The following is a 19,711-nucleotide window of genomic DNA, read 5'->3' as shown; positions in this document are numbered from 1 at the left end:
CAAATCCGTGTTCCTGAGTGGTCTCCCGCAGCCGCCAGGCCAGAGGATCAAGGGGCTGGTGTCAGTGTGAATCAGTCATCTGGTACTCGCTGCTGATCAGGCGGGCCTTCCCGTGAGTAGGAAGTACCGCGAGCACCTCGCCCTGGAACGTGTCGTCGACCTCCATGCGCCGACCGGGGGTGTAGATGGCTTCCTCACGCAGGGGGGTGATTTCGAACTGGTTCGCGAACTGGGGCTTGATCGCGTAGGTACTGGAGTGGGCGGTGGGGGCGAGGGCCAGAGTCCCGCCGTCGCTCAGCTTCAGTGTGTAGACCTTGTCCTCCTGCGCCGCCTGCTGGGTGAAGTACTTCGTGGTGAGTTTCCCGTCCCGCCCCGCGGGCCGCTCCTGATGGACCTTCAGCGCACTCTTGGCGGTTTCGTTCGTGAGAGAGAGCGCCTTCCCGGCTCCCTTCCCTCCGGTCACGAACAGGTCCTCGTACGCCTGGTTCAGCCCCTCAGGAGCGAGACCGTTGACCTCCTTCGTCACATGCACTGCGGTGGCCAGCTTGTGATTACTCGTGTCGATCTTCGGCAGAGGGCTCCACAACGCCAGCGCCGCAGTGCACTTCCACCCACCAGAGTGGTCCTTGTCGAAGATGATGAAGCTCGGGACCTTGCTGCGGCTGCCCTTCGTCTTGACGGCGAACCAGCTCTGGCCAGCGGGGATGATGTAGGTGCGGTCCGTGTAGTAGAACGGACGCTGATATTCCCTCTGATCTTTGGCCTTCATCGTCGACCACTGTTCGAAATCGGCCTTGCTCCGCAGGAACAGCTGACCGCCCTCCACCGTGCTCAGCAGCTTCGGACTGCGGGTCGCGTTGGCCTTGTTATTGACAGCCACGTAGTGGTCGACGATGGCCTTGGCTTGCGTGGTAGTGACGGCTCCGGTCGGCGGAGGCGTGGCACGGACCTTGTGGGTGTTGCTGGTCGGTGCCGCATCCTGACTGGGCGTGGTGCTCGAGCACCCGGCAAGAACGGCCACGGCGGTGGTGCCGACGGCAGTGAATATCAGGGGGCGTATCCGGTGACGACGGGACATGGGTGCTCCTCTTGAGGGGGGGGCAGCGCTTGGTGCGCCGCACTGAATGGGGCAGATCGGTTGCCCCGAGCGGGGGCTTCGCCCGTCACCTCCAGGCCGCGGAAGCATCCGTGCGAACGGAAGCAGCCTGGCCTAACGCGGCCGTGCGCTGCCGAAAGGCAGGGAGGGGGCGAGGATCGTGGTGGTCCTTCGGCCTTCCGAACGGGGTCAGGTAGGCCGGCGCCGAACATCGCGGTTTCTGGGAGGCCGGTTTCCAGGATCCCGGCGCCGCAGGTGGTGGAAGTCCGCGATGCGACGACGTCGGATCCGGGGGCGGGGAACCCTGCGGGGAGAACCACTCCGAGCTGGGAGGGCGTGGGTGGCCGGTGAGGCGTTCAGTCAGGACGGTACGGCGTATGGAGTGAAGTGCACTGGGGTGTTCATCCGGCGTGAGCCAGGTTCGAGCGGACACCGATGACGGCACGGTCCAGGACGTCGTCCAGATGTGCGCAGGCCTCCTCGGCTGTGTCGCCGGTGACGATGGCAAAGCCCGCCCGGGTGTTGTTCGGCGTCTGCGGTGAAGGGGTGAGGGTGACGTGGTCGCCGATGTCGCACAGCCACTGCAGGTGCTCCAGGTGTGTGTCGTCACCGGGGGTCAGTACGTGGCTGGTCACAACGCCGTCAGCAGAGGGGTAGATCATGCCGATGGCTGCGCTGCGGTTGCGGGTGCGCTCCAAATTCGGGCTGCCGCCGCAGGCCAGTGTGGCCGCAGCACGTGCCAGGTCCACACCCGTTGCGTGGCAGACGAGTTCGCCGATGCGGTCGCCGCCCAGGCGGGCGTTGACCTCAATCAGTCGGGGCCCGGAACTGGTCAGTTTCATCTCGACGTGGCTGATGCCGTGGGTGATACCAACAGCGCGCAGTGCGGCCGCCGCGATCGGCGCGACTTCGTCCAGGAGCGGGTCGTCGGCAGTGACGACGTGTCGGGTCTCCATGAAGAACGGTGCGAAGCCGGTGGACTTGCGGGTGACAGCGATTGCGGTGGTGACGCCATGCTCGGTGACCGTCTCAACGGATACTTCGGGGCCGTCGAGGAACTCCTCCAGGAGGACGCCCTCTCCTTCGGAGCCCTGGTGGGCCGCTCCGGCGCTGGCGATGTCCCACCTGGTCGGCAGCTCAGTCAGGTTATCCACGCGTACGACACCGATGCTGGCAGCCTGCGCGGCCGGCTTGAGGACGACAGGGAAGCCACCGATCCGTTCGGCCGCGGAGGCTGCCGCCGCGAGGCTGTGCACCCAGGTGGAGGCGGCTGAGGGAACATCAGCCGCCGCGAAGCGTTGCCTGCTGGCCGCCTTGTCCCGGGCAGCGGCGATGGAGGTCACTGAGTTCCCCGGCAGATCGAGGTGTTCACAGAGCCGGGCCGCGGCCGTCAAGTGGTACTCATCGAAGGTGAGGACACCCGCAATGTTCCAACAACGGGCCAGCTCCTCTGCGGCCCGGATCACCGCGGAGGCGCTGCGGAGGTCGGCGATTTGGTGGTCGACGACGTACGGACGCTGCCATGTCGGTGCCACGGTGTCGATGAGCAGAAGCGGGAAATCGGTGGCGGCCGCCTGCAGCATGTAGTGGCGCATCAGCTCCGGTCCGGAACCGATGAGGAGGAGCGTCGGGTGAGCCATGGTGATTCTCCTGAGTACGGGGTCATGCGGCGTCGTGCAGATTGCGTCGCGCCGCCTGCGGTTGAGGGGTGGGCTATGAACCGACGGCCGGGTAGGTGTACGAGGTGCGGTGGCGCCACAGACCACGGAAGGCAAGAGCCATGGCCATTCCCTGCAGCACGGCGCAGATCAGCAGCAAGGAGTTCAGCGCGGAGGCAGGAAGCAGGGCCACCAGGGCGCCGGCGAGCGGCATGGGGATGACGACGAGGACGATCGTCACGCTCAGGGTGCTTCCGAAGACGGCCCTCGGGATCAACCGTGCGCGCAGGGTGCGCAGCACGACGGTCAGCGCACCCTCGCCGGCCATCATGACGCCGATGGCGACGGCATAGCTGACCAGTTCGGGAGCCAGCGCAATGGCAAAGCAGGCCACGCAGGCGGTCCCGGCCGCGGCGGCTCCGACGGGCCACAGCCCGTACCGGTCGACGAGCTGGCGAGAGACAGCAACGGCCGACAGTGAGAGCACGCCTGCCGCACTCCACACGGCGCCCACGGTCAGGGAGGAGCCGCCGAATGCCTGCAGCACTGTGATCGGTGCGCTCGCCTGGGCGACTGCGACGGCGAGGTTGCTGGCTATCAGGCCGGCAACGAGGCATGTCAGAGCCGGGATGGCGAGGACGGTGCGCCACCCGGTGCGCAGGCTGGATAGGACGGACGGATGCCTGGCAGGCAGAGCGACAGGTGCGTCGGTCTGCCGGGTGGTGGCGAGCATCGCGGCTATCGAAAGGATCGCCACCACGATCAGAAGGCAGGACGGCCCGGCCAGCAGGAGGAGGCCGCCCAGGAGCGGGCCAATGAGCAGGGCACTTTGATCGATGCCGATCTGGATGCTCTGTACCCGGTGGGCCCGCTCGCCGGCTCTCCGGCTGGTCTCGGCTCCGATCGTCTCCACGGCTAGGAACGCAGCCTGCGCCAGGAACCCGCTGATCGCTCCGACGGCCATGACGACGGCGGTGGTGAGAGTGCCAGAGCCAGGTAGCAGAGCGAGGGCGGCTGCCGCGGTGATGAGCAACAGGCTGCGGACAGCGGTGGCTGCTCGGAAGACGCGGTCCGCGCGGTATCGGTCCACCAGAGGACCACCTACGGTGAAGGCGGCCAGTCTGGGCAGCCACTCCATCAGGAAGGCCACACCGGTCAGCGAGGCGGAACCGGTTGTCGTCAGCACGAGGAGCGGGACCGCGTACATGAGGACGTTGGTGGCAAGCGCGTCGCTGGCGCGCATCAGAGTCGGCCGGGTGAGAAAGTCACCGGCACGGGCAGAGAAGGGCATGGAGTGACCACCTGCGGTGAGAGCGGAACTGCGGGGATGGTGTGGCCACGTGAACCTGAGCCACCACGGGGCCGGTCCAGACACCAACGGGAGGTGTTGGTGTCTGGACTGAGCAGCGGGGAAGCCACCGGAGCTGTTACGCGATCGCGCTAGCGGCGTGTCCGGGTGGACGGAGAAATCCTTGGGCTCGCGTACGGGCTGATGGACGTGGCGGAGTTCCTGCGCCGTGCTGGCCTGGAGGGCTTGGACGGAATTCGGAACTGACGGGGATACGTCCTGGGCGTGCGCGGAGCAGCCGCTCGGCGGAGGTGGGGGGTCATTGTCTGCTCCCGAGAATGACGCGGGCGATGCAGAGGGCGTGACGGAGGTTCATGTGTGCTGCTCAGTGGTGGGGGTCGTCGTCGGGGATGGCGTATCCCGCGCAGTGGTCGACGCCCGGTTCCGGTGCCACCGGATCGCCGGTGTCGGCATCGGTGCAGTAGGCGCTGAACACCTCGCCCGCGGTGAGCGGCAGCAGTCGGCCGCGCTGGAGCCGCCAGCCCCTGACCCTGTCGTCCTGGCCCGGCACCGTCGTACGGATGACGATCCCGCCGGGGCTCTCCAGGGCCATACCGGCGGCGAGCACGGTCACGAAAGCCGCGCCCTCCGTGTGGTCGAGCCGGGGACGGGCGCCCTCCCCACTCTCGGCGTGCAGGACGGCGAGGAGCGGTTCGTCCTCGGTGGGAATGCTGCAGACGAGATGGTGGACTCCGCACTCCGCGCCGTCCAGCAGGCTCTTCAGTGCGCGGGAGGCCCGGTCGAAGGATGTCGTGCCGATGTCCCGGCCGCAGTCGGCGCACTCCCCCGCCTCGGCCAGCACCATGGTCGCGTACTCCAGGGTGGCCCGGCATACCGCGGCGTTGATGAGGAGCGGGACGAGTCGGTCGATGGGCTGGCCGGTGTACGGGACGGTCGCACCGACCGCCGCGATGCCCGCGGTGAAGCGCGTCCGGCTGTCCGCCGAGTCCGGGTCGAGCCCGGCCGCCGTGCAGAACTCCTCGTACTCCTCGGGGTCGAAGAGTGCGACCGTCGTGTGCACCTCCTCGGCGGTGAGGGCCCGCAGCAGGCCCTCGACCTGCTGGAGGTAGGCCGTGTGGTCGTCGAAGGTGAAGGTGCGGTAGCGCCGCATCGCCGCGAAGTCCTGCTCGTCGGCCAGCAGGCCGACGGTGCTCGGTGCTTCGCGGCGCAGTGCCTGCCGCATGGATCCGGTCCGGTCTCCTTCGGCGGCGCGCTTCATGATCTGAACTCCTTCGGGGTGGTCGCGGAGGGCGGCCAGGACCGTGTCGGCGAGGGTGCTGAGCTGCCGCTTCGGGGAGAGCTGGCCGAGGTCGACGTGCTGTCGAGGTATGCGTTCATCGCGCCATAGATGCGCCGGCGGAAGATATCGTCGGTACGGCGGGCGGCGGGACAGGCAGTCATCAAGTGCTTCTTCCGGGCAGGGCGACGCACATGGGAAGTCGGGGAGACTGGTGGAGCTCACGGGGATCAAACCCGCGGCCCTGCCCGTGCGCCCGGAGGGCGTATCAGATCGCCCGCTTTCGAGTGCGGGCTTGTTGCCCGGGGCTTACCGGACCACTGATCGCGGACGGGGAATCCCGACTGAGTCAGAACGCCGAGCGCTCTGCCACAGAACTGGAGCGCCGTACGGCCGGCCGGGAGGTTGGTCGAGGTGAATCCAGGCGTGATGATGGCCTCCATCGCCAGACCCGGATCAGCTCCGCTGATCCCCCGCCCCTTTCGCTCAGCTGCCGTTCACCCGGCAACCGGCCCGGCATGGCGTGGGCGGGCGGTGAGCAGAAGCCAGAAAGCAGGAGCCCCCGCGGGCCCGTCGCTGAGGAGCGTGGTGACCAACGGGGGTTTCAGGTGTGAAGGCGGAGGTGAGAAGCCTGCTGTCGGGCGACGCGCTCGCCGACACCGGACATGACTCAGTCTCGACGCGGGCCGCGTGACAATCAGCCCGGTCAGGAGCCGGAGACCGGACCGGCCGGTACTTCACCTTTGGATCCGCCGGGGGCCAACGGCACGTCCGGACCGCTACCCCGGGACAAGTGCGCCCACCAGATCTTGGTGGCGAGGGTGATCACAGCGTGGGTGGTGTCCGTGTCCGGGTCCCACAGGACGTAGTAGCCCTCGTCGGTGTATGTGACGGTCACGGGCGTGGCCTGGGTCGGTTCAGTGAACCGGGCCCCGCCCTTGCCGCCGTACAGGATGCGGGTGCTGTGGCTGCTGGCCTTCACCCCGGGGACGGAGCGGAGCGCGGTCATCGACCACTTCCCGGGCTCGGGTTCCGGGGTGCGTTCCACGGAGCCTGCGTCGGAGAAGAGGGTGGTCCAGGTGCTGCGCTCGCTGGGATCGGTGCCCTTGGCGCCGACGCACAGCCGGAGTCCCTTGGCAGACGAGCCGTCGCGTCGCGCGTTGACGAGCTTCGGCTCAGCGAGCAGGTAGCCGGTGCGGGTGACCTCGTGACCACGAGTGTCGGAACCGGTGGTGGTGACGTGGTCACCGGCCGAGAAGCCGTCGACCAACTTGGGGAGTTCGGTCTTCATACGGGCATTCCTCTGTCTGGGAGTCTGTGCGAGTTCGTGCTCGGGGATGTCTTCGAGGACGGTGAGCCGCGGGGCGTGCAGGGTGCCAACGCAGACTGCGCAGTCACAGTCGTGGCAGCAGTAGCGGCAGTTGATGTCGTCGCAGAAAGGATCGGGGCCGTGAGAGTGGCTTGGATCGGGTTCTTCGCAGCCCCAGCTGCGGCATGACCGGTCTCCCGACTTCGGGAAGACCCGATGCTCGGGAGTCAGCCCGTGGGCGAGCCACACCCCAGGGCAGGCAAATGACGAGCGGTGGGCCGCGGTTTGGGTAGGCCAGGCCGCGCGGCACGCGGTGCACTGGTACCAACGTTCCCGGCGGAGGCGCGTGGAGTGCCTCATCTGGAGTGGCCATTCACCATGGGTTTGGATCTCATGTCTCCGGTTTCGCACATAGTGCTGTGCGCCCCATGCCTGGAGCGCCGGACCCGGGATCGCTGGGCGATCTCCGAGGCTGCGGCCGTATCAGCTCCGCTGATTCCCGCCCCCCGTCGGCGATCTAGAACAGCGCCCCGGGGCAGCGCCTGGCCCTCGAGGGAGCCGAGACGCGCACTGGGGCGCTGTGGGAAGCTGGAGCTATGGAGATTTTCGGAGACGCTCCTCAGGGATCAGCCGGCTCACTACGGGGCCGAACTGCTTCGCGCGGAAGTCACGGGGCGTGAAGCCGACTTGGACGCCGCGATATCAGCGGCGCTGACGGCTCAGGCAGCGCACGATCCGGGTAAGGTCCTGCTGGACGTGCCCTCTGTCGGTCGTGCTGAGCGAGGACCGCCTCGCGATATCGCCATGATGCGAGCCGAGTCGGCTGTACGGGGCCGGCCGGCGCATCAAAGGATCTTCGAGCCGCGCAAGAGCTGGCAGATCTCCATGGCCACTCCGGGCTCGCCCTCGGTTCCCTGCTCGGGGTCCACGGTGGTGACCAGCCTGTCCAAACGGACGTACGGATGCGTGACGATCACGGTGCTCGCGTGGCTGAACAGCATCTCCGCAGAAGCACGTAGTGCGATGTCCTTGATGTCGGCGCCGTCGGGAGCATAGATGCCCGCCAGCGTCTCGCGGGCGCGGTACTGAAGGGTCGCGATGTCCTGCCAGCCCCCAGGCACGCACATCTGGTGGCTCATGCGGTAGGTCGTCCAACCCTCGGTCGGGTGTGCGCCGGGCAACTCCTTCAGGATGGTGCTTCGCTCGCCAAGCCGGGGCACTGGTCTCACGGGCGGCTCCCGTCGTCGGCGGGCAGCTCGTCGAGCAGGGCGGCGCCGCCGGGTCCGCCCGCAGAGCCGGAGCCCTGGCAGTGCCCGCAGTAGCCAGACTCGTCGGGGTGGGAGTTGCGCATGGTGTCCAGCTCGCCACGCACCAGAGTGGTCACCCAGTCGAGCTGTCCGGGCTCGATGGGGACCGGGTACTGCTCACCGGTCATCGGGTTGGTGATCGTGACGGTTACGAGGGCGGTGCCCTCGGGGTCGGTCGGGAATCCGTCGGCCAGCTCGGCGAGCGCCTGGGCGAACGCGACGGCGGCCGGGAGGGTGGTCGGGGTGCTCACGCGGTGACTCCATCTGTTGACATATGAGGCATGGGCGTGCTGCGGCCGCCCGTCCTTACTGGGCGGCCTTGAGAGCTACGTCGTACGTGGTCGTGTCGGTCCTGAACTCGAGGTGCCGGGTCGGCGGAAGGCTGCAGTCGCGTTTGGTGTTCGTCTCCAGACGGTCGCGTCCTATACAAAGCTCCTGCTCGACCGACACTCACAACGGGTCGGTGCCCGGGCAGGTGCAGTCCGGGGAGTCGGGGACACGGCACGGGGCCAGGTGCTCCTGCCGCATCGCGTCCAGGTCAGCCTGGCTCTAAGCGAGCTCAACCTCTTCATCGACCGGGGTGCCCTCCAACTCGGATACTCGGGCGCGTAGCCGGTCGACCTCGGCCAGCAACTCGGGAACGGAACGGCGGGCGCTCGCGATGAATTGCAAGTCCGCCTCGGTCGCCGCGCGAGGCACGAGCAGCGGCAGACCCAGCACTCTCCCGCCCTCGCCCTCGCGTTCGATGTAGACGAGATTGTCGGCTACGAGCCATGGTCCAGCCGTGACCTCGTCCAGATTGCGGTTTCGGATCTCGGCCAGGCGTTCCGCGGTCATCGAGGTGTCTGTCATGGTCAATTCCCCTTAATGGCATAAGAGTTGCGGTAGGCGCTGAGTGTGCTGATGACGTCATCGATGAGCCCGGCGACGAGTGAGTCGAACAAGGCGTCGAGGCGCTGGACTTCGCTCTGCTCCAGTCGGCCGTAGCCCTGATGGGTCTGGAGGCCGATGTCTCGGGCACGGCATCCGTCGCGCTCTGCGGCGCGTGCGTACATGACCTTGAGCAGGCCGTAGCGGCGGGTCTCTTCGGCGGCGAGGCGGCGCTGGTCCCGAGCGAATGGAATCTTGCCGGTTCCAGAGCACGGGAAGCAGAAGACGGGACCACTGGTGGCCTGGAACGTGACGGTCCCGCTGCAGTCAGCTTCATGTGGTCACTCCCCGGCCTCTGCAAGTAACTGAATGTCGGGGGGGGTATTGCTCGCCGAGATCACGGCTTCGTCGTCCCTGCGGAGAGCGTTCACGTACGTCCGGATGGTCTTAGACGTCGTTTCAGTTGGTGAGTCTGCGGTAGTTGATGAGGCTGGTGGCGATGGCTGTGAAGGCCAGGAAGTGTTCGGGTTTGCGTTCGTAGCGGCGGTGCAGGCGCCGACAGCCGGCCAGCCAGGACATGGTGCGTTCGACGACCCAGCGGTGCCGGCCCAGCCGGGCGGAGCTCTCTTTGCCGCGGCGGGCGATGCGGGGTGTGATGCCGCGTCCACGCAGCCATCGCCGTTGGTGTTCGTAGTCATAGCCCTTGTCGCCGTGCAGTTTGTGTGGCCGACGACGCCGTGGCCCACGCGGACTGCGGACGGGGGGTATGCCCTGCACGAGAGGCTGGAGAGCGAGGCTGTCGTGGGTGTTCGCAGCGGAGATGGCTACGGAGATCGGCAGGCCCGACCCGTCGACGATCAGGTGGATTTTCGATCCGTTCTTTCCTCGATCGGTCGGATTCGGTCCCGTCAGCTGCCCCCTTTGAGGGCGCGGACGCTGACGGAGTCGACGGCGCAGCGCAACCAGTCCAGCTCACCTCGGGCACCGAGTTCGTCGAGGATGACGCGATGCAGCCGCGCCCAGACACGCGCCTTCGTCCACTGGGCGAAGCGCCGGTAGACGGTGGGCCAGGCCGGCCCGAACACCGGCGGCAACTGACGCCAGGAGCAGCCGGACGTCGCCACGAACACGATCGCGGTCAACACCTCGCGATCGCCGGCCCGCCTACGCCCGCCGCCCTGCGGGCGTATGACCTCCGTCGGCGGCACCACCCGCCGAAATAACTCCCACAATTCGTCCGGCACCAACCGCTCCGCGAGAGTCGTCATGCTCAGCACAACGAACGATCAAGCCAAAGGAAACGACGTCTTAGCAGTCGGCGCTCCGGAGTGCCGCCGCAGTAGCGACCGAAAGTAGTTCGTCTGACGGTCGCTGGCGGGGCCGCGCCGGCTGGAGCATGTACAGCACGTCACCGTCGCGAACGCCGGCCTCACCACCGGGTCAGCACACCATCCGTGAGTCAGCGAAAAAGAGACGTTCGAGTGGCCCCGGTTCCACCTGGTGTCCAGTAGTGACCGCCAGATGCCCCTACTTGGACTCCGCCGAGTCCCTTCGGTGTTCGGCTCGGTGCCTCGGTGTCCGCTGCCGTAGCCCGTGCGTCCGTCGATGGGGGGAGGATGCTTCTTCGGAGACACCGTCGAGCCTCACTTGGGTGCTGTACATGCAGCGAGCCCGGTCTACTGCTACGCGACCGGGCTCGCTGACTGCGTGAGGGTCTGGATCTGGTTACTGCCGGATCCAGGTCCTCGGTCGTTCGAGAGGACCCTCAAACCTGCGCGGACCTTCCTGTGCGACTCAGATGTTGCGCTCCACTCTCTTACGGCATCGCTAATCGTGCCGTCTCATGAGGTTGGTGCCGCGGCTGCGATCACTGCACGGCCGGGGTCGCCTTCTCGCTGATCTCCTCGCGTGCCGCTGAGACGTTCACGAGCAGCCCTGGGGGCAGAGCGGTAGGCGGCACCGGGTGTTGTGCGGGTGTCAAATTTGCCCCCGGGTCGGCTCTGCCGACCCAGCCCGCAGGACGGGCTCGTTTCAAGACGGACAGAAACGGGGGGCCGCCTTCAAAGATCATCCGGGTGATAGATTATGGTGCACTGGTACGTCGTCATGAACTCAATTACTGGGAGTGGGAGTTACGCGCTTCGCTGATACGCAGGGCTGCGACGGGGGAAGTGCGACTCGATCGGGACGGCGGCCGCCTCAACCGCAGGTATAACGCGCTCGGTCATCCGGGAACCACTCCCTGCGTACGGAAGCTCTATCCCGAATAGAGGTGACAACGGGCCTTCAGTGTGATGGGCCGCGCCTACGGCCTCGAACGAGACGCCTGTGTGGCCAGCCTCGATATTGGGCAGAAGCGATCGTTCCGATGATCCGGGGCGGTTAGCGGCTCGGGGAGAAATTTGTAGGCTGACGCTATGGTTTCCGCGCGACGCCAACGTATAGAGGCACCTGCTCATCGCCGAACTCCTGATTCGGCTCCGGATGCCAGCTGGTGACTACCTGGACCCCCGGGTCGATAAGGTCAAGTCCCGCGAAAAACCGCACAAATTCATCCCGTGACCGTACTTGAGCGGGCACACCGCTCTTGCGGTAGATCTCGACGGCTCTATCCCAGCTGGCAGCGTCGAAGTCTCCGGTCACGTGCGAGAGCATGAGGAAGCTACCGGAGGGGAGCGGAGCCAGGAGCTTGTTGACGAGATCGTAAGGACGGTACTCGTCGGAGACGAAGTGCAGGAGGGCAACGAGCGAGAGGGCGACTGGCTCGTCGAGATTGATGACCGCCTTGGCGCCTTCGATGATTTTCTCGGGCTCGCGTAAATCTGCCTGGATGTACTTCGTCGCGCCCTCGGGCGTGCTGCGCAGGAGTGCCTCTGCGTGACGGAGAACGATGGGGTCGTTGTCGAAGTAGACTACGCGTGATTGCGGATTGACCGCTTGGACGACCTGGTGGAGGTTGGGCTCGGTCGGGATTCCGGTTCCGATGTCCAGGAACTGATTCACGCCGCGGTCGGCCAAGAGTCGGGCTGCGCGATTCATGAATTTTCTGTTGGTTCGGGCGGCAGTTCTGATGGCTGGCAGGAACGATATGACCTTTTCGGCAGCATCTTCGTCGACCGAGTAGCTGTCCTTGCCACCGAGATAGTAATCGTACATACGGGCCGGGTGGGGCCGACTGGTATCGATGGGATCTAACGCCATTGTTCTTCGGCATCCTTCGTGTCGGAACTGCGAAATGGGGATGGCGGGCTACACCAGAAAGATCAGGTGAGGAGAAAGTCGGCTTCCCCGGCCTTAGCCCCGATAATGAAGGCTGCGATCTCTCCCTGGTTGTAGATCAGTGCGGGCCCGTCGGGGTCGGTCGACTGGCGCAGCGCAACGCGGCCATCATCGAGAGGCTTCGCCTCCACGCAGTTGCCCGCATTGCTACCGCTCCAAGGCTTTACCCACTGCTCGTGGCCGAGCTCTGCGGCAGCGCGGAGGACGTGACTCATAGGTACAGCTCCTTGCGAATATCACCAAGAAATTTCTTGGTTTCCTGCTTCGAAAATGCGTAGACGCTCATCTGGCCCAGCGCTTCGCGGAAGAGGGCCGCTTCTTCCTTTTCTTCGCTGTACCCGGCGCGACTTAGGCTGTCGGTGCAGACGATGTCCGGAAGCTCCGGAATCTCGAACCGAAAAATAGTGAAAGGACCGAAGGCGCCCGGGTGGAGACCTGCTTCGAAGGGGCACACTTGCAGTGTCACGTTCGGGAGGTCGGCCACGTCCAAGAGGTGCTCGATCTGCTCGCACATGACGGCTGCGCCCCCGGCAGGGCGCCGTAGGCTCGTCTCGTCCGTCAGGACCCAGAGTCGGGGAGGAGCTGGTTCTTCGCGCGTGAGGAGCTCTTGGCGTTTGGTGCGCAGGTCGACACTTCGTTGAAGGATGTCGGGCGCCATACGAGGTAGCCCTCGTTCTATGACGGCGCGCGCGTAATCGGGCGTCTGAAGCAGGCCTGGGATGACTCCGGGCTCGTAGCCGCGGATCTCCGTCGCTGCTGTCTCCAGCGAAACGTGGACTCCGAACCAGCCGGGGAGCACATCGCGGAAACTCTGCCACCAGCCAGGCGTGCTCGCTTGGTCAAGGAGGGCGAGGAATTCTTCAATCTCGGCCTGCGGGACACCGTAGATCTCGAGAAGAGTCTTCACCATGGCGTACTTCAGAGAAGTCTCGGCCTTCTCCATCCTGGTGACCGTCGTCTGCGCGATCCGTAGTTGCTTGGCGGCATGAGCGGCGGTGAGGCCGGCCGCATCGCGCAGAGCGGCCAGGCGTCGGCCCAAGACGATAGCCAGCACGGTCGGGGCGGACCTCGCTTCACTCACGCCGGTTCTCTCCCCTTCGGCCCGCAGCGGTCACTCTCTGAAGTGTGCCACGCCGCCCACGAGGCGTACAGACTGCAGCTCGAACTATGCAGGTTGCAAAGTGGGGCTTGCCAACTGGGTTGGGTCGTGACCATAGTTGCGTAGTGACGCAGCTCACTTAGCACAGAAGCACGCTCCCCCGCCTTCGCCACAGGAAGGTTCGAGATGCCAGCCCGCCCCACGTTGTTCCGTCCGCTCGTCCAGGAGCGCCAATGGGACAACTGGAGTGTTTTCGCTAGCCACTTGGAACGGGCAGCCCGTGACCTGGCCGCGAAGACCGACGAACCCCGCCTCTTTGGGGTATTCGTTGCCCGGCGGTCGTTCGACCGTTGGATGATCGGTGACTTGGACAGCCTGCCGCACCGTGATCACCAGGTGGTCCTGGAACATCTCCTGGGGTACCCCTGTGCCGAGTTGTTTGGACTCCCCTTCGACGTCTCCGGCCCGGACTGCGAGAAGAGCTATCACGACCGGCTGTGCCCAGATCGGAGTGGAGACGAGTGTGGTTCCACCGCTCGTCTGCTGGACCCCGGAGAGCAAGCCGGTACGGCGTAGCAATGCTGGTACGCGCCGAGCGCCATGGAGGTTGAAGTGCAGACAACACGGATGACGATGTTTCGTCAACTGGCCCAGGAGCGGCACTGGACCACGGTCCATTCGTTCAACACGTACTTCGCCAGGGCAGCGCGGGAACTGGCCGCAATCACCGGTGAACACCGGCTCGCTGACGTGACCGTGGCGCGCCGTACCTTCGACCGCTGGATGGCCGGTGAGCTGAGAGGCATGCCTCAGCGGGATACTCGGACCATCCTCGAGCATCTCTTCCAGCAGCCCGTCGCTCTGTTGTTCGCCACGCCGGAGGGCGCAGAGCCGGCAGGTCTGTCACGCGGCGAGGGCGTCTTCGACGATCCATTGGCTGTGATCAACCAGACCGAGTTACTGACGCAGTCCGGCACCGGCGTGGCAGCACTGGATCACTTCAGAGGCGAGATCCAGGAGATCGTCGACCGTTACGAGGCCCAAGGCCCACAAGCGTTGGCTGGTCAGGCGCGTTCTCTTAACGGAGAACTCAGCGCCCGGCTGAAGAGCGGGCAGTATTCGCCGGCCGTGCACACCGAGCTGTTCCGGCTCACCGGGCAGACGGCGGGCCTCTTGGCCTACATGGCCGTGAACGCCGGGACCAGACCTGCCTTAGCAGAGGCCTACTGCGTGCAGGCCGAGACCCTGGCCGGGTACATCGGAGATACGCGGCTGCAGATGTGGTCTGCGGGAACCCGATCGCTCAGCCTGTATTACCAACATCGGTACACCGAGGCCGATGCAGCCGCGGCGGCGGGAATCGACCTGGCACCCAGTGATGGTCAGGCTATCCGGCTTCTGGTCAATGGCCGGGCGCGGGCTCTTGCTCGTCTCGGTGACCGAAGGGGTGCGGAGCGGACCATCGGCAGAGCGCTGGACCTCTCCGAGCAGCAGCCCTCCTTGCCCTCCGGGATCACGTCGTGCATCTCCTTCGAGACGTACAGCCTGGCCCGGACCCTGGCCAACGAGATCACCGCGCGGCTGTCCCTTGACGACACCAGCGAGGTCTTCTCCTGCGCGAAGCAGATTGACGGTCTGATCGAGGAGTCCGACTCCGAGTGGAGCCGGGCACTGGTGCGACTCGACGTCGCCGCCGCTTTTCTGCAGCACAGGCAGCCGGAAGTGGAACAGGCCATGGCTCTGGGGCGCCGTGCTCTCCACGCCGGTACCAGCGCACCCATCACTTCTGTGTGGCAAAGGGCGAACGAGCTGTATGAGCGGGCCGAGCGCTGGCACGCCGAGCCGGATGTAAGTGACTATGCCGAGGAACTGCGAACCTGGCGCTCACTCCCTGAGGCCAGATCAATCGTCAGTGGCTCGGGTGTAGAGCTGGCACCGAAGTAGTAAGGAGAGCCGTGACGCCCGACCTGGACGTCTTCCCCGGGGCGTTCCCCCACCGCCCGCCATCAGACCTGGACAGCCCTGACCTGATCATTGACAACGACTGGCAGGCGTTCCGAGCTGTCGAGCGGATGACGGACCACTGGGCACGTCCGGGCTGGCACGCGGGGGTCCGCTCCTACTACTGGATGTTGACGTTCCCTCATGCCGACGAGCTGATGAGCCGCGCGCGGCAGTGCCAGGAGGCACTCGCACATCTGGGCATGGACTGCGTTCCCGAAGACGGGCTGCACGTGACGTTGGCCCGCATCGGGAGTACCGACCTGGTGTCTGACGATCAAGTGCATTTCCTCGCCGGCCTGGCTGAGCAGATGGCGCTGTCGGCCTTCGAAGTCGCCGCGCACCCGATGGCGGGGTCGAGGGGGGCCGTCCGCTTCACTCTCGCGCCCTGGTCGCCGTTGATCCGTCTGCACGCTGCTCTCAGTGAGGCTGGACGACGTGCGAACGTGCCCGGGGGCAAGCCCACCGCTGCTTTCCGCCCCCACCTGGGCGTGCAGTACAGCAACCGGGAGCGTCCTGCAGCGCCTGTCATCGAGAGCGTGGCCCGCCTGCGCGATCTTGAGCCGGTGCCGTTGGAGATCAGCAGTGCAGAGCTCGTCGAACTCTGGCGCACGAGCGGCCCCTCGCCCGCCTACCGCTGGCGGGTAGTGCGCAGCGTTCCTCTGCGCCCACGCTCGGTTCCGCCCTCCCCTCCGGCTGCCAGCAGGGCCGACCTAGGACCACATAGATCTTGACGAAGCTCACGCGAATGTCGCTGTTCCGTCAGCTGGTTGAGCAGCGGAACTGGACCACGGTCGAGACGTTCAACACCCACTTCACCAGAGCAGGACGGGAACTGACCAAGGAGTCCGGCAACAGCCGTTTTGCCGCCATCTCCGTCTCTCGCCGCACCTTCGACCGATGGATGGCCGGCGAACTGAAGCGCCTGCCGCAGCGGGACACCCGGACCATCCTCGAGCATCTCCTCCAGCAGCCCGCCGTCAAGCTGTTCGGCACGGTCGACGCGGACGGCGCGCGCGCCGCCGCCCGACTCCAGGCATCAGACGCTCTCACCGCTCTTCAAAGCCTTCCTTTCGGGTCGGAATCGGCACAGAGGGGAATCCTTCCTCCGAGTCCGTACCTCCCGCAGGAAGGCGACGACGTGAACCGACGCCAACTGCTCCGCGCAGGGAGCGCCGCGGCAGCACTGCCTCTCCTTGCCGGACCTGCCGGGGGTGCGAGACCCCACCTCGGCCGGATGACGCCGGGCCAGTCAGAAGCCCTGCTCGTACACATGCGCGAGATGTGGCATCTGCTCGTCCAGAGCGGCAACCTCCTGGGCCCGCTCCACGCGCTCGCCGGCGTGCATCAGAACCTCGGCGTGCTCCAGGAGCTCCTCGAGCGCGCCGATCAACCCGTACGCGAGGAAGCTCTGCTCCTGGCCGCCCGCTATGCCGAATCCGCGGCCTGGCTTCACGAAGACTGCGCTGTCGACGCCGCGGGCGCCGCACAGGCCGCACACTGGACGAACCAGGCTATGGCCTGGGCTATCGAGGCCGGCGATGACGCGATGACCGCGTGGACCCTCTTCCGGCGCGCCCAACAGGTGACCGCCAGCGGTTAGGCCACCCCGAGTATCAGTCTGTCCCGCGCCGTCCAGCGCTACGATCACGTCCTCACCCCGCAGATGCGCGCCGCCGCCCTCCAGCAGGAGGCCCATGGATACGCTTTGGCCGGTGACGAAGTCGCGTGTCTCCGCCTCATGGACCAGGCCGAATCCTTCGCCGCGCGACCTGAAGACGCAGGAGACGGACGCAGCGGTCACGGTGACTTCGCGACCCCGGCGTACCTGGAGGGGCAGCGCGCGAACTGCTGGCTGCTCCTGGGGCGCGCGGACCGTGCTGTCCCGATCCTGTCGACCGCGCTCGCCGCCATGCCCCAGATCTACCGGCGGGACCGCGGCCTCCTTCAGGCCCGCCTCGCCACCGCCCACGCTCGGGCCGGCGAAGCGGACCAAGGCGTAGACCACGCCCTCCAGGCGCTCATCGTCGCCCGAAGCGGCGGTTCGGCCCGAGTCCTCCATGAGACGATCGCTGCCGTTGACGCGATGCGCTCTTCCCCTGGCACCCCCGGGGTGGCCGAACTAATCCGGGCCGTCGCACAGAGCTGAGGGAGGCGCCGTGGCCACGCCGGTGGAGCTGGCGGCGATGCGTCGCGCCATCATCATTTCCGCAAGCGGTCTTGGCGCAACCAGCCCGAACCCACCTGTCGGCTGCGTGATCCTTGATGCCACCGGCCACAGAGCGGCGGAGGGGTATCACCTACGCAAAGGCGACCCGCACGCCGAGGTCAACGCGCTCGCTGCCGCCGGCGGCCGAGCCGCGGGTGGCACGGCAGTGGTGACGCTGGAGCCCTGCAACCACCAGGGCCTCACGCCGGCCTGTCACCAGGCTCTCCTGGATGCCAGGATCGCCCGCGTGCTGATCGCGGTCATGGACCCCACCTCCCGCGGTGAGGGTGGAGCCGCGCGACTGCGCTACGCCGGTGTCGACGTCCGAACGCACGTCCTGGAGGAGGAAGCCCTGGTCGTGCTCGGTCCGTGGCTCGCCGCTCTGTCGCACCGGCGTCCCGTCCTGCACCTGCTGATCCAGACGGATGCTGCGGGCAACGCCGCCGCTTTGTCGGCAGAGGCCCTCGCCGAGATCGAGATCGAGCGTCACGCGCACGACCTGCTCATTTCCCTCGACGGATCAGCCGAGGAGGGCCGGACCGGTAGTCACGGGCGTGGCTTTTCGGTGCCCACCATTGCGGTGCCCGACGAGCCAGAGGGCGCACTGGCCGTGCTCGCAGAAGCAGGAGCCCGCACCGTGTTGCTCGCCGGCCTGTCGAACTTGGGGAAGCAGCTGCTCAGCACGTCGCTGGTCGACCGTCTCACCCTCCTGATACCGGCTCCGGAGCCGTCGCAGCCCACGACCACGGCCCCCGCCCCACTGCTCCCGGACGGCTACATACTGTCCCGGATTTCGCGCACGGACAGCCAACTCATCGTCCACGCCGAGTGCTGCTGACCAGAACGCACGCGGTCCCACCACGCGCGTGCGTTCCCGTCTCATCGCCGAGAAGAGCCTGAGCGCCACCCCCTGACGTGTTGGCACCTGACGCCTCGCTCAACGTCCTAAAGGGAGGGTCTGCGCGCCGCACCGCACGTGCTGCATTCGCTCGGCCAGGGCATCGAACGGGCACCGGGAAACCGGACCTTCGGCTCGTAGCCCGCGGAACGCATCGTCTCCTCGTGCTCTCGCTCGTCAGAGGTCGCGGGGGAAGACGTCGCCGGCGGACTGCTCACCGCGGATTTCGGCAGCAGCCCCTCGTGGAAAGGGGTGAATCCGCCGATCAGCAGGCCCTAACGAGCTCGTGCACGGTTAGCGGTGAGACGTCGAAGGCGTCGGTGGGGCCTCGGTGCTCACGTCTGCCAAGCCAGGGTCAGGTCTGCGATTTGCTGCTGGGACAGCAGGCCGGCGATGGCTTGGACGGTGTCGTCCATGTGCTCGCGGCGGCCGAGGTGACGGGCCAGCGCCCGCCAGTTCTTGAGGTGGGCGATTCCGTGTTCGACCCGGATGCGTCGGGAGGAGTGTGCCTTGCGCTGGCGTTCGTGCATTTCCCCGTACCAGTCCGGGGCGTTCTTCTTGAACTTGCGGTGCGGTGGCGTCACGACGCGTCCGCCGGTCTGCGCCCCGAGTCCTTGGTAGCCGGCGTCGGCAAGGATCTCGACCGGTGGACCTTCGGCCAGGAGCTTGACCAGCCCTAACTCTCGGGCATGGGTGATGTCCGCGCAGCTGCCGGGCTTGGTCGGGCTGCAGAACATGAGTCGCCCGTCTTCGTCGGTGAAGATCATGGCCTTCACGGCGTTCTGCTTGTTCTTGCCGGAGATGAACTTGTCCCGGTTCTTGCGGCCGGCGGCCGGGCGGCGGACCCGGATCTCGGTGCCGTCGATGATGCCGGCCTTACCGGTCGCGCCGAGATGGTCGACGACCTCGGCCAGGGTGCGCAGACGCACGTCGGGGCTGATGGTGCATCCCCGCTCGGCTAGCAGGGGCCGCACCTCACCGATGGCCCGGGTGACAGTCGAGCGGTCCACGCCGAACCAGCAGGCCAGCACGTCATGAGTCACCCCGTGGCGAAGATGCACGAGCGTGGCCAGGAGCCGGTCGACGAAAACCATGCGGTGCTTCGCACCGGCGCCCACGGCACGCTTCCGCGGCCGGGATGCAAGCCTGGCCTGGTGCCGTTCATGCCACAACGACCCTACCTCGGATACGAGTTCAGCGATCACAGCGGCCGACAAGCCCGTGATCCTCCGGTCGCTGATGATCGCTGTGCGCGTCACGTTCCCCACCACGCAACCATGATCGAGGATCCAGGGCTCGACGTCTCACCGCTAACCGTGCACGAGCTCGTTAGGCTCACCCAACGCTTCAACTCTGGCGATTTGTCCATGGCTCTTTCCCCCTCCGCGCCGCAGTCAGGT

At 66.5% G+C, this 19,711-nt stretch carries 19 protein-coding genes; 5 read left to right on the top strand and 14 right to left on the bottom strand.

Features of this window, described 5'->3' with window-relative positions; all coding sequences use genetic code 11:
* Nucleotides 1-61 precede the first annotated feature (61 nt).
* The 13 genes from OG285_RS32360 to OG285_RS32300 form a co-directional block, all read right to left on the bottom strand.
* Nucleotides 62-1,078, bottom strand: coding sequence for a hypothetical protein (locus tag OG285_RS32360; protein ID WP_371793022.1), 1,017 nt, complete (start codon nt 1,076-1,078; stop codon nt 62-64).
* A 419-nt stretch (nt 1,079-1,497) separates the two neighbouring features.
* Nucleotides 1,498-2,736 carry an ATP-grasp domain-containing protein gene (locus OG285_RS32355; RefSeq protein ID WP_371793021.1) on the bottom strand — a complete coding sequence of 413 codons (1,239 nt, stop codon included), beginning with the start codon at nt 2,734-2,736 and terminating at the stop codon, nt 1,498-1,500.
* Between the two features lie 73 nt (nt 2,737-2,809).
* Nucleotides 2,810-4,045 carry an MFS transporter gene (locus tag OG285_RS32350; RefSeq protein ID WP_371793020.1) on the bottom strand — a complete coding sequence of 412 codons (1,236 nt, stop codon included), beginning with the start codon at nt 4,043-4,045 and terminating at the stop codon, nt 2,810-2,812.
* A 382-nt stretch (nt 4,046-4,427) separates the two neighbouring features.
* Nucleotides 4,428-5,321 carry a hypothetical protein gene (locus OG285_RS32345; RefSeq protein ID WP_371793019.1) on the bottom strand — a complete coding sequence of 298 codons (894 nt, stop codon included), beginning with the start codon at nt 5,319-5,321 and terminating at the stop codon, nt 4,428-4,430.
* A 724-nt stretch (nt 5,322-6,045) separates the two neighbouring features.
* Complete coding sequence (locus OG285_RS32340) at nt 6,046-6,630, bottom strand: hypothetical protein (RefSeq protein WP_371793018.1); 585 nt, start codon at nt 6,628-6,630, stop codon at nt 6,046-6,048.
* A gap of 863 nt (nt 6,631-7,493) precedes the next feature.
* Nucleotides 7,494-7,787 carry a hypothetical protein gene (locus OG285_RS32335; RefSeq protein ID WP_371793017.1) on the bottom strand — a complete coding sequence of 98 codons (294 nt, stop codon included), beginning with the start codon at nt 7,785-7,787 and terminating at the stop codon, nt 7,494-7,496.
* 86 nt (nt 7,788-7,873) lie between these two features.
* Nucleotides 7,874-8,206 carry a hypothetical protein gene (locus OG285_RS32330; protein WP_371793016.1) on the bottom strand — a complete coding sequence of 111 codons (333 nt, stop codon included), beginning with the start codon at nt 8,204-8,206 and terminating at the stop codon, nt 7,874-7,876.
* A 298-nt stretch (nt 8,207-8,504) separates the two neighbouring features.
* Nucleotides 8,505-8,807, bottom strand: a complete 303-nt coding sequence (locus OG285_RS32325; protein ID WP_371793015.1) for a hypothetical protein — start codon at nt 8,805-8,807, stop codon at nt 8,505-8,507.
* 2 nt (nt 8,808-8,809) lie between these two features.
* Nucleotides 8,810-9,010 carry a hypothetical protein gene (locus tag OG285_RS32320; protein ID WP_371793014.1) on the bottom strand — a complete coding sequence of 67 codons (201 nt, stop codon included), beginning with the start codon at nt 9,008-9,010 and terminating at the stop codon, nt 8,810-8,812.
* 274 nt (nt 9,011-9,284) lie between these two features.
* A protein-coding gene (locus OG285_RS32315; RefSeq protein WP_371793662.1) for an IS5 family transposase occupies nt 9,285-10,093 on the bottom strand; the annotation gives its coding sequence in 2 pieces (ribosomal slippage) (nt 9,285-9,739 and nt 9,739-10,093; 810 coding nt in all).
* A 1,147-nt stretch (nt 10,094-11,240) separates the two neighbouring features.
* Complete coding sequence (locus OG285_RS32310) at nt 11,241-12,026, bottom strand: SAM-dependent methyltransferase (protein ID WP_371793013.1); 786 nt, start codon at nt 12,024-12,026, stop codon at nt 11,241-11,243.
* A 62-nt stretch (nt 12,027-12,088) separates the two neighbouring features.
* A complete protein-coding gene (locus tag OG285_RS32305; RefSeq protein WP_371793012.1) occupies nt 12,089-12,319 on the bottom strand; it encodes a DUF397 domain-containing protein in 231 nt (76 codons plus the stop codon).
* Nucleotides 12,316-13,185 (bottom strand): helix-turn-helix domain-containing protein, encoded by an 870-nt coding sequence (locus tag OG285_RS32300; RefSeq protein WP_371793011.1) that lies wholly within the window; start codon nt 13,183-13,185, stop codon nt 12,316-12,318. The genes OG285_RS32305 and OG285_RS32300 overlap by 4 nt, the downstream gene beginning before the upstream one ends.
* Nucleotides 13,186-13,803: 618 nt before the next feature.
* Here OG285_RS32300 and OG285_RS32295 point away from each other — a divergent pair.
* From OG285_RS32295 to OG285_RS32275, 5 genes are all read left to right on the top strand, one after another.
* Entirely contained in the window at nt 13,804-15,147 is a 1,344-nt protein-coding gene (locus tag OG285_RS32295) for a hypothetical protein (RefSeq protein ID WP_371793010.1), read from the top strand.
* Nucleotides 15,148-15,158: 11 nt separating this feature from the next.
* Complete coding sequence (locus OG285_RS32290) at nt 15,159-15,938, top strand: 2'-5' RNA ligase family protein (protein WP_371793009.1); 780 nt, start codon at nt 15,159-15,161, stop codon at nt 15,936-15,938.
* Nucleotides 15,939-15,952: 14 nt separating this feature from the next.
* A complete protein-coding gene (locus OG285_RS32285) occupies nt 15,953-16,807 on the top strand; it encodes a hypothetical protein (protein ID WP_371793008.1) in 855 nt (284 codons plus the stop codon).
* A 138-nt stretch (nt 16,808-16,945) separates the two neighbouring features.
* A complete protein-coding gene (locus OG285_RS32280) occupies nt 16,946-17,353 on the top strand; it encodes a hypothetical protein (protein WP_371793007.1) in 408 nt (135 codons plus the stop codon).
* 10 nt (nt 17,354-17,363) lie between these two features.
* On the top strand, nt 17,364-18,251 hold the full coding sequence (locus OG285_RS32275; RefSeq protein ID WP_371793006.1) for a bifunctional diaminohydroxyphosphoribosylaminopyrimidine deaminase/5-amino-6-(5-phosphoribosylamino)uracil reductase RibD: 888 nt from the start codon (nt 17,364-17,366) through the stop codon (nt 18,249-18,251).
* Nucleotides 18,252-18,646: 395 nt separating this feature from the next.
* Here OG285_RS32275 and OG285_RS32270 read toward each other — a convergent pair whose 3' ends face one another.
* Complete coding sequence (locus OG285_RS32270) at nt 18,647-19,405, bottom strand: transposase family protein (protein WP_371793005.1); 759 nt, start codon at nt 19,403-19,405, stop codon at nt 18,647-18,649.
* Nucleotides 19,406-19,711 lie beyond the last annotated feature (306 nt).

It is taken from the genome of Streptomyces sp. NBC_01471 (assembly GCF_041438865.1).
Lineage (GTDB): Bacteria > Actinomycetota > Actinomycetes > Streptomycetales > Streptomycetaceae > Streptomyces.
The sequence above is the reverse complement of the archived record's forward strand: the minus strand, read 5'-3'. Positions and strand labels throughout refer to the sequence as shown.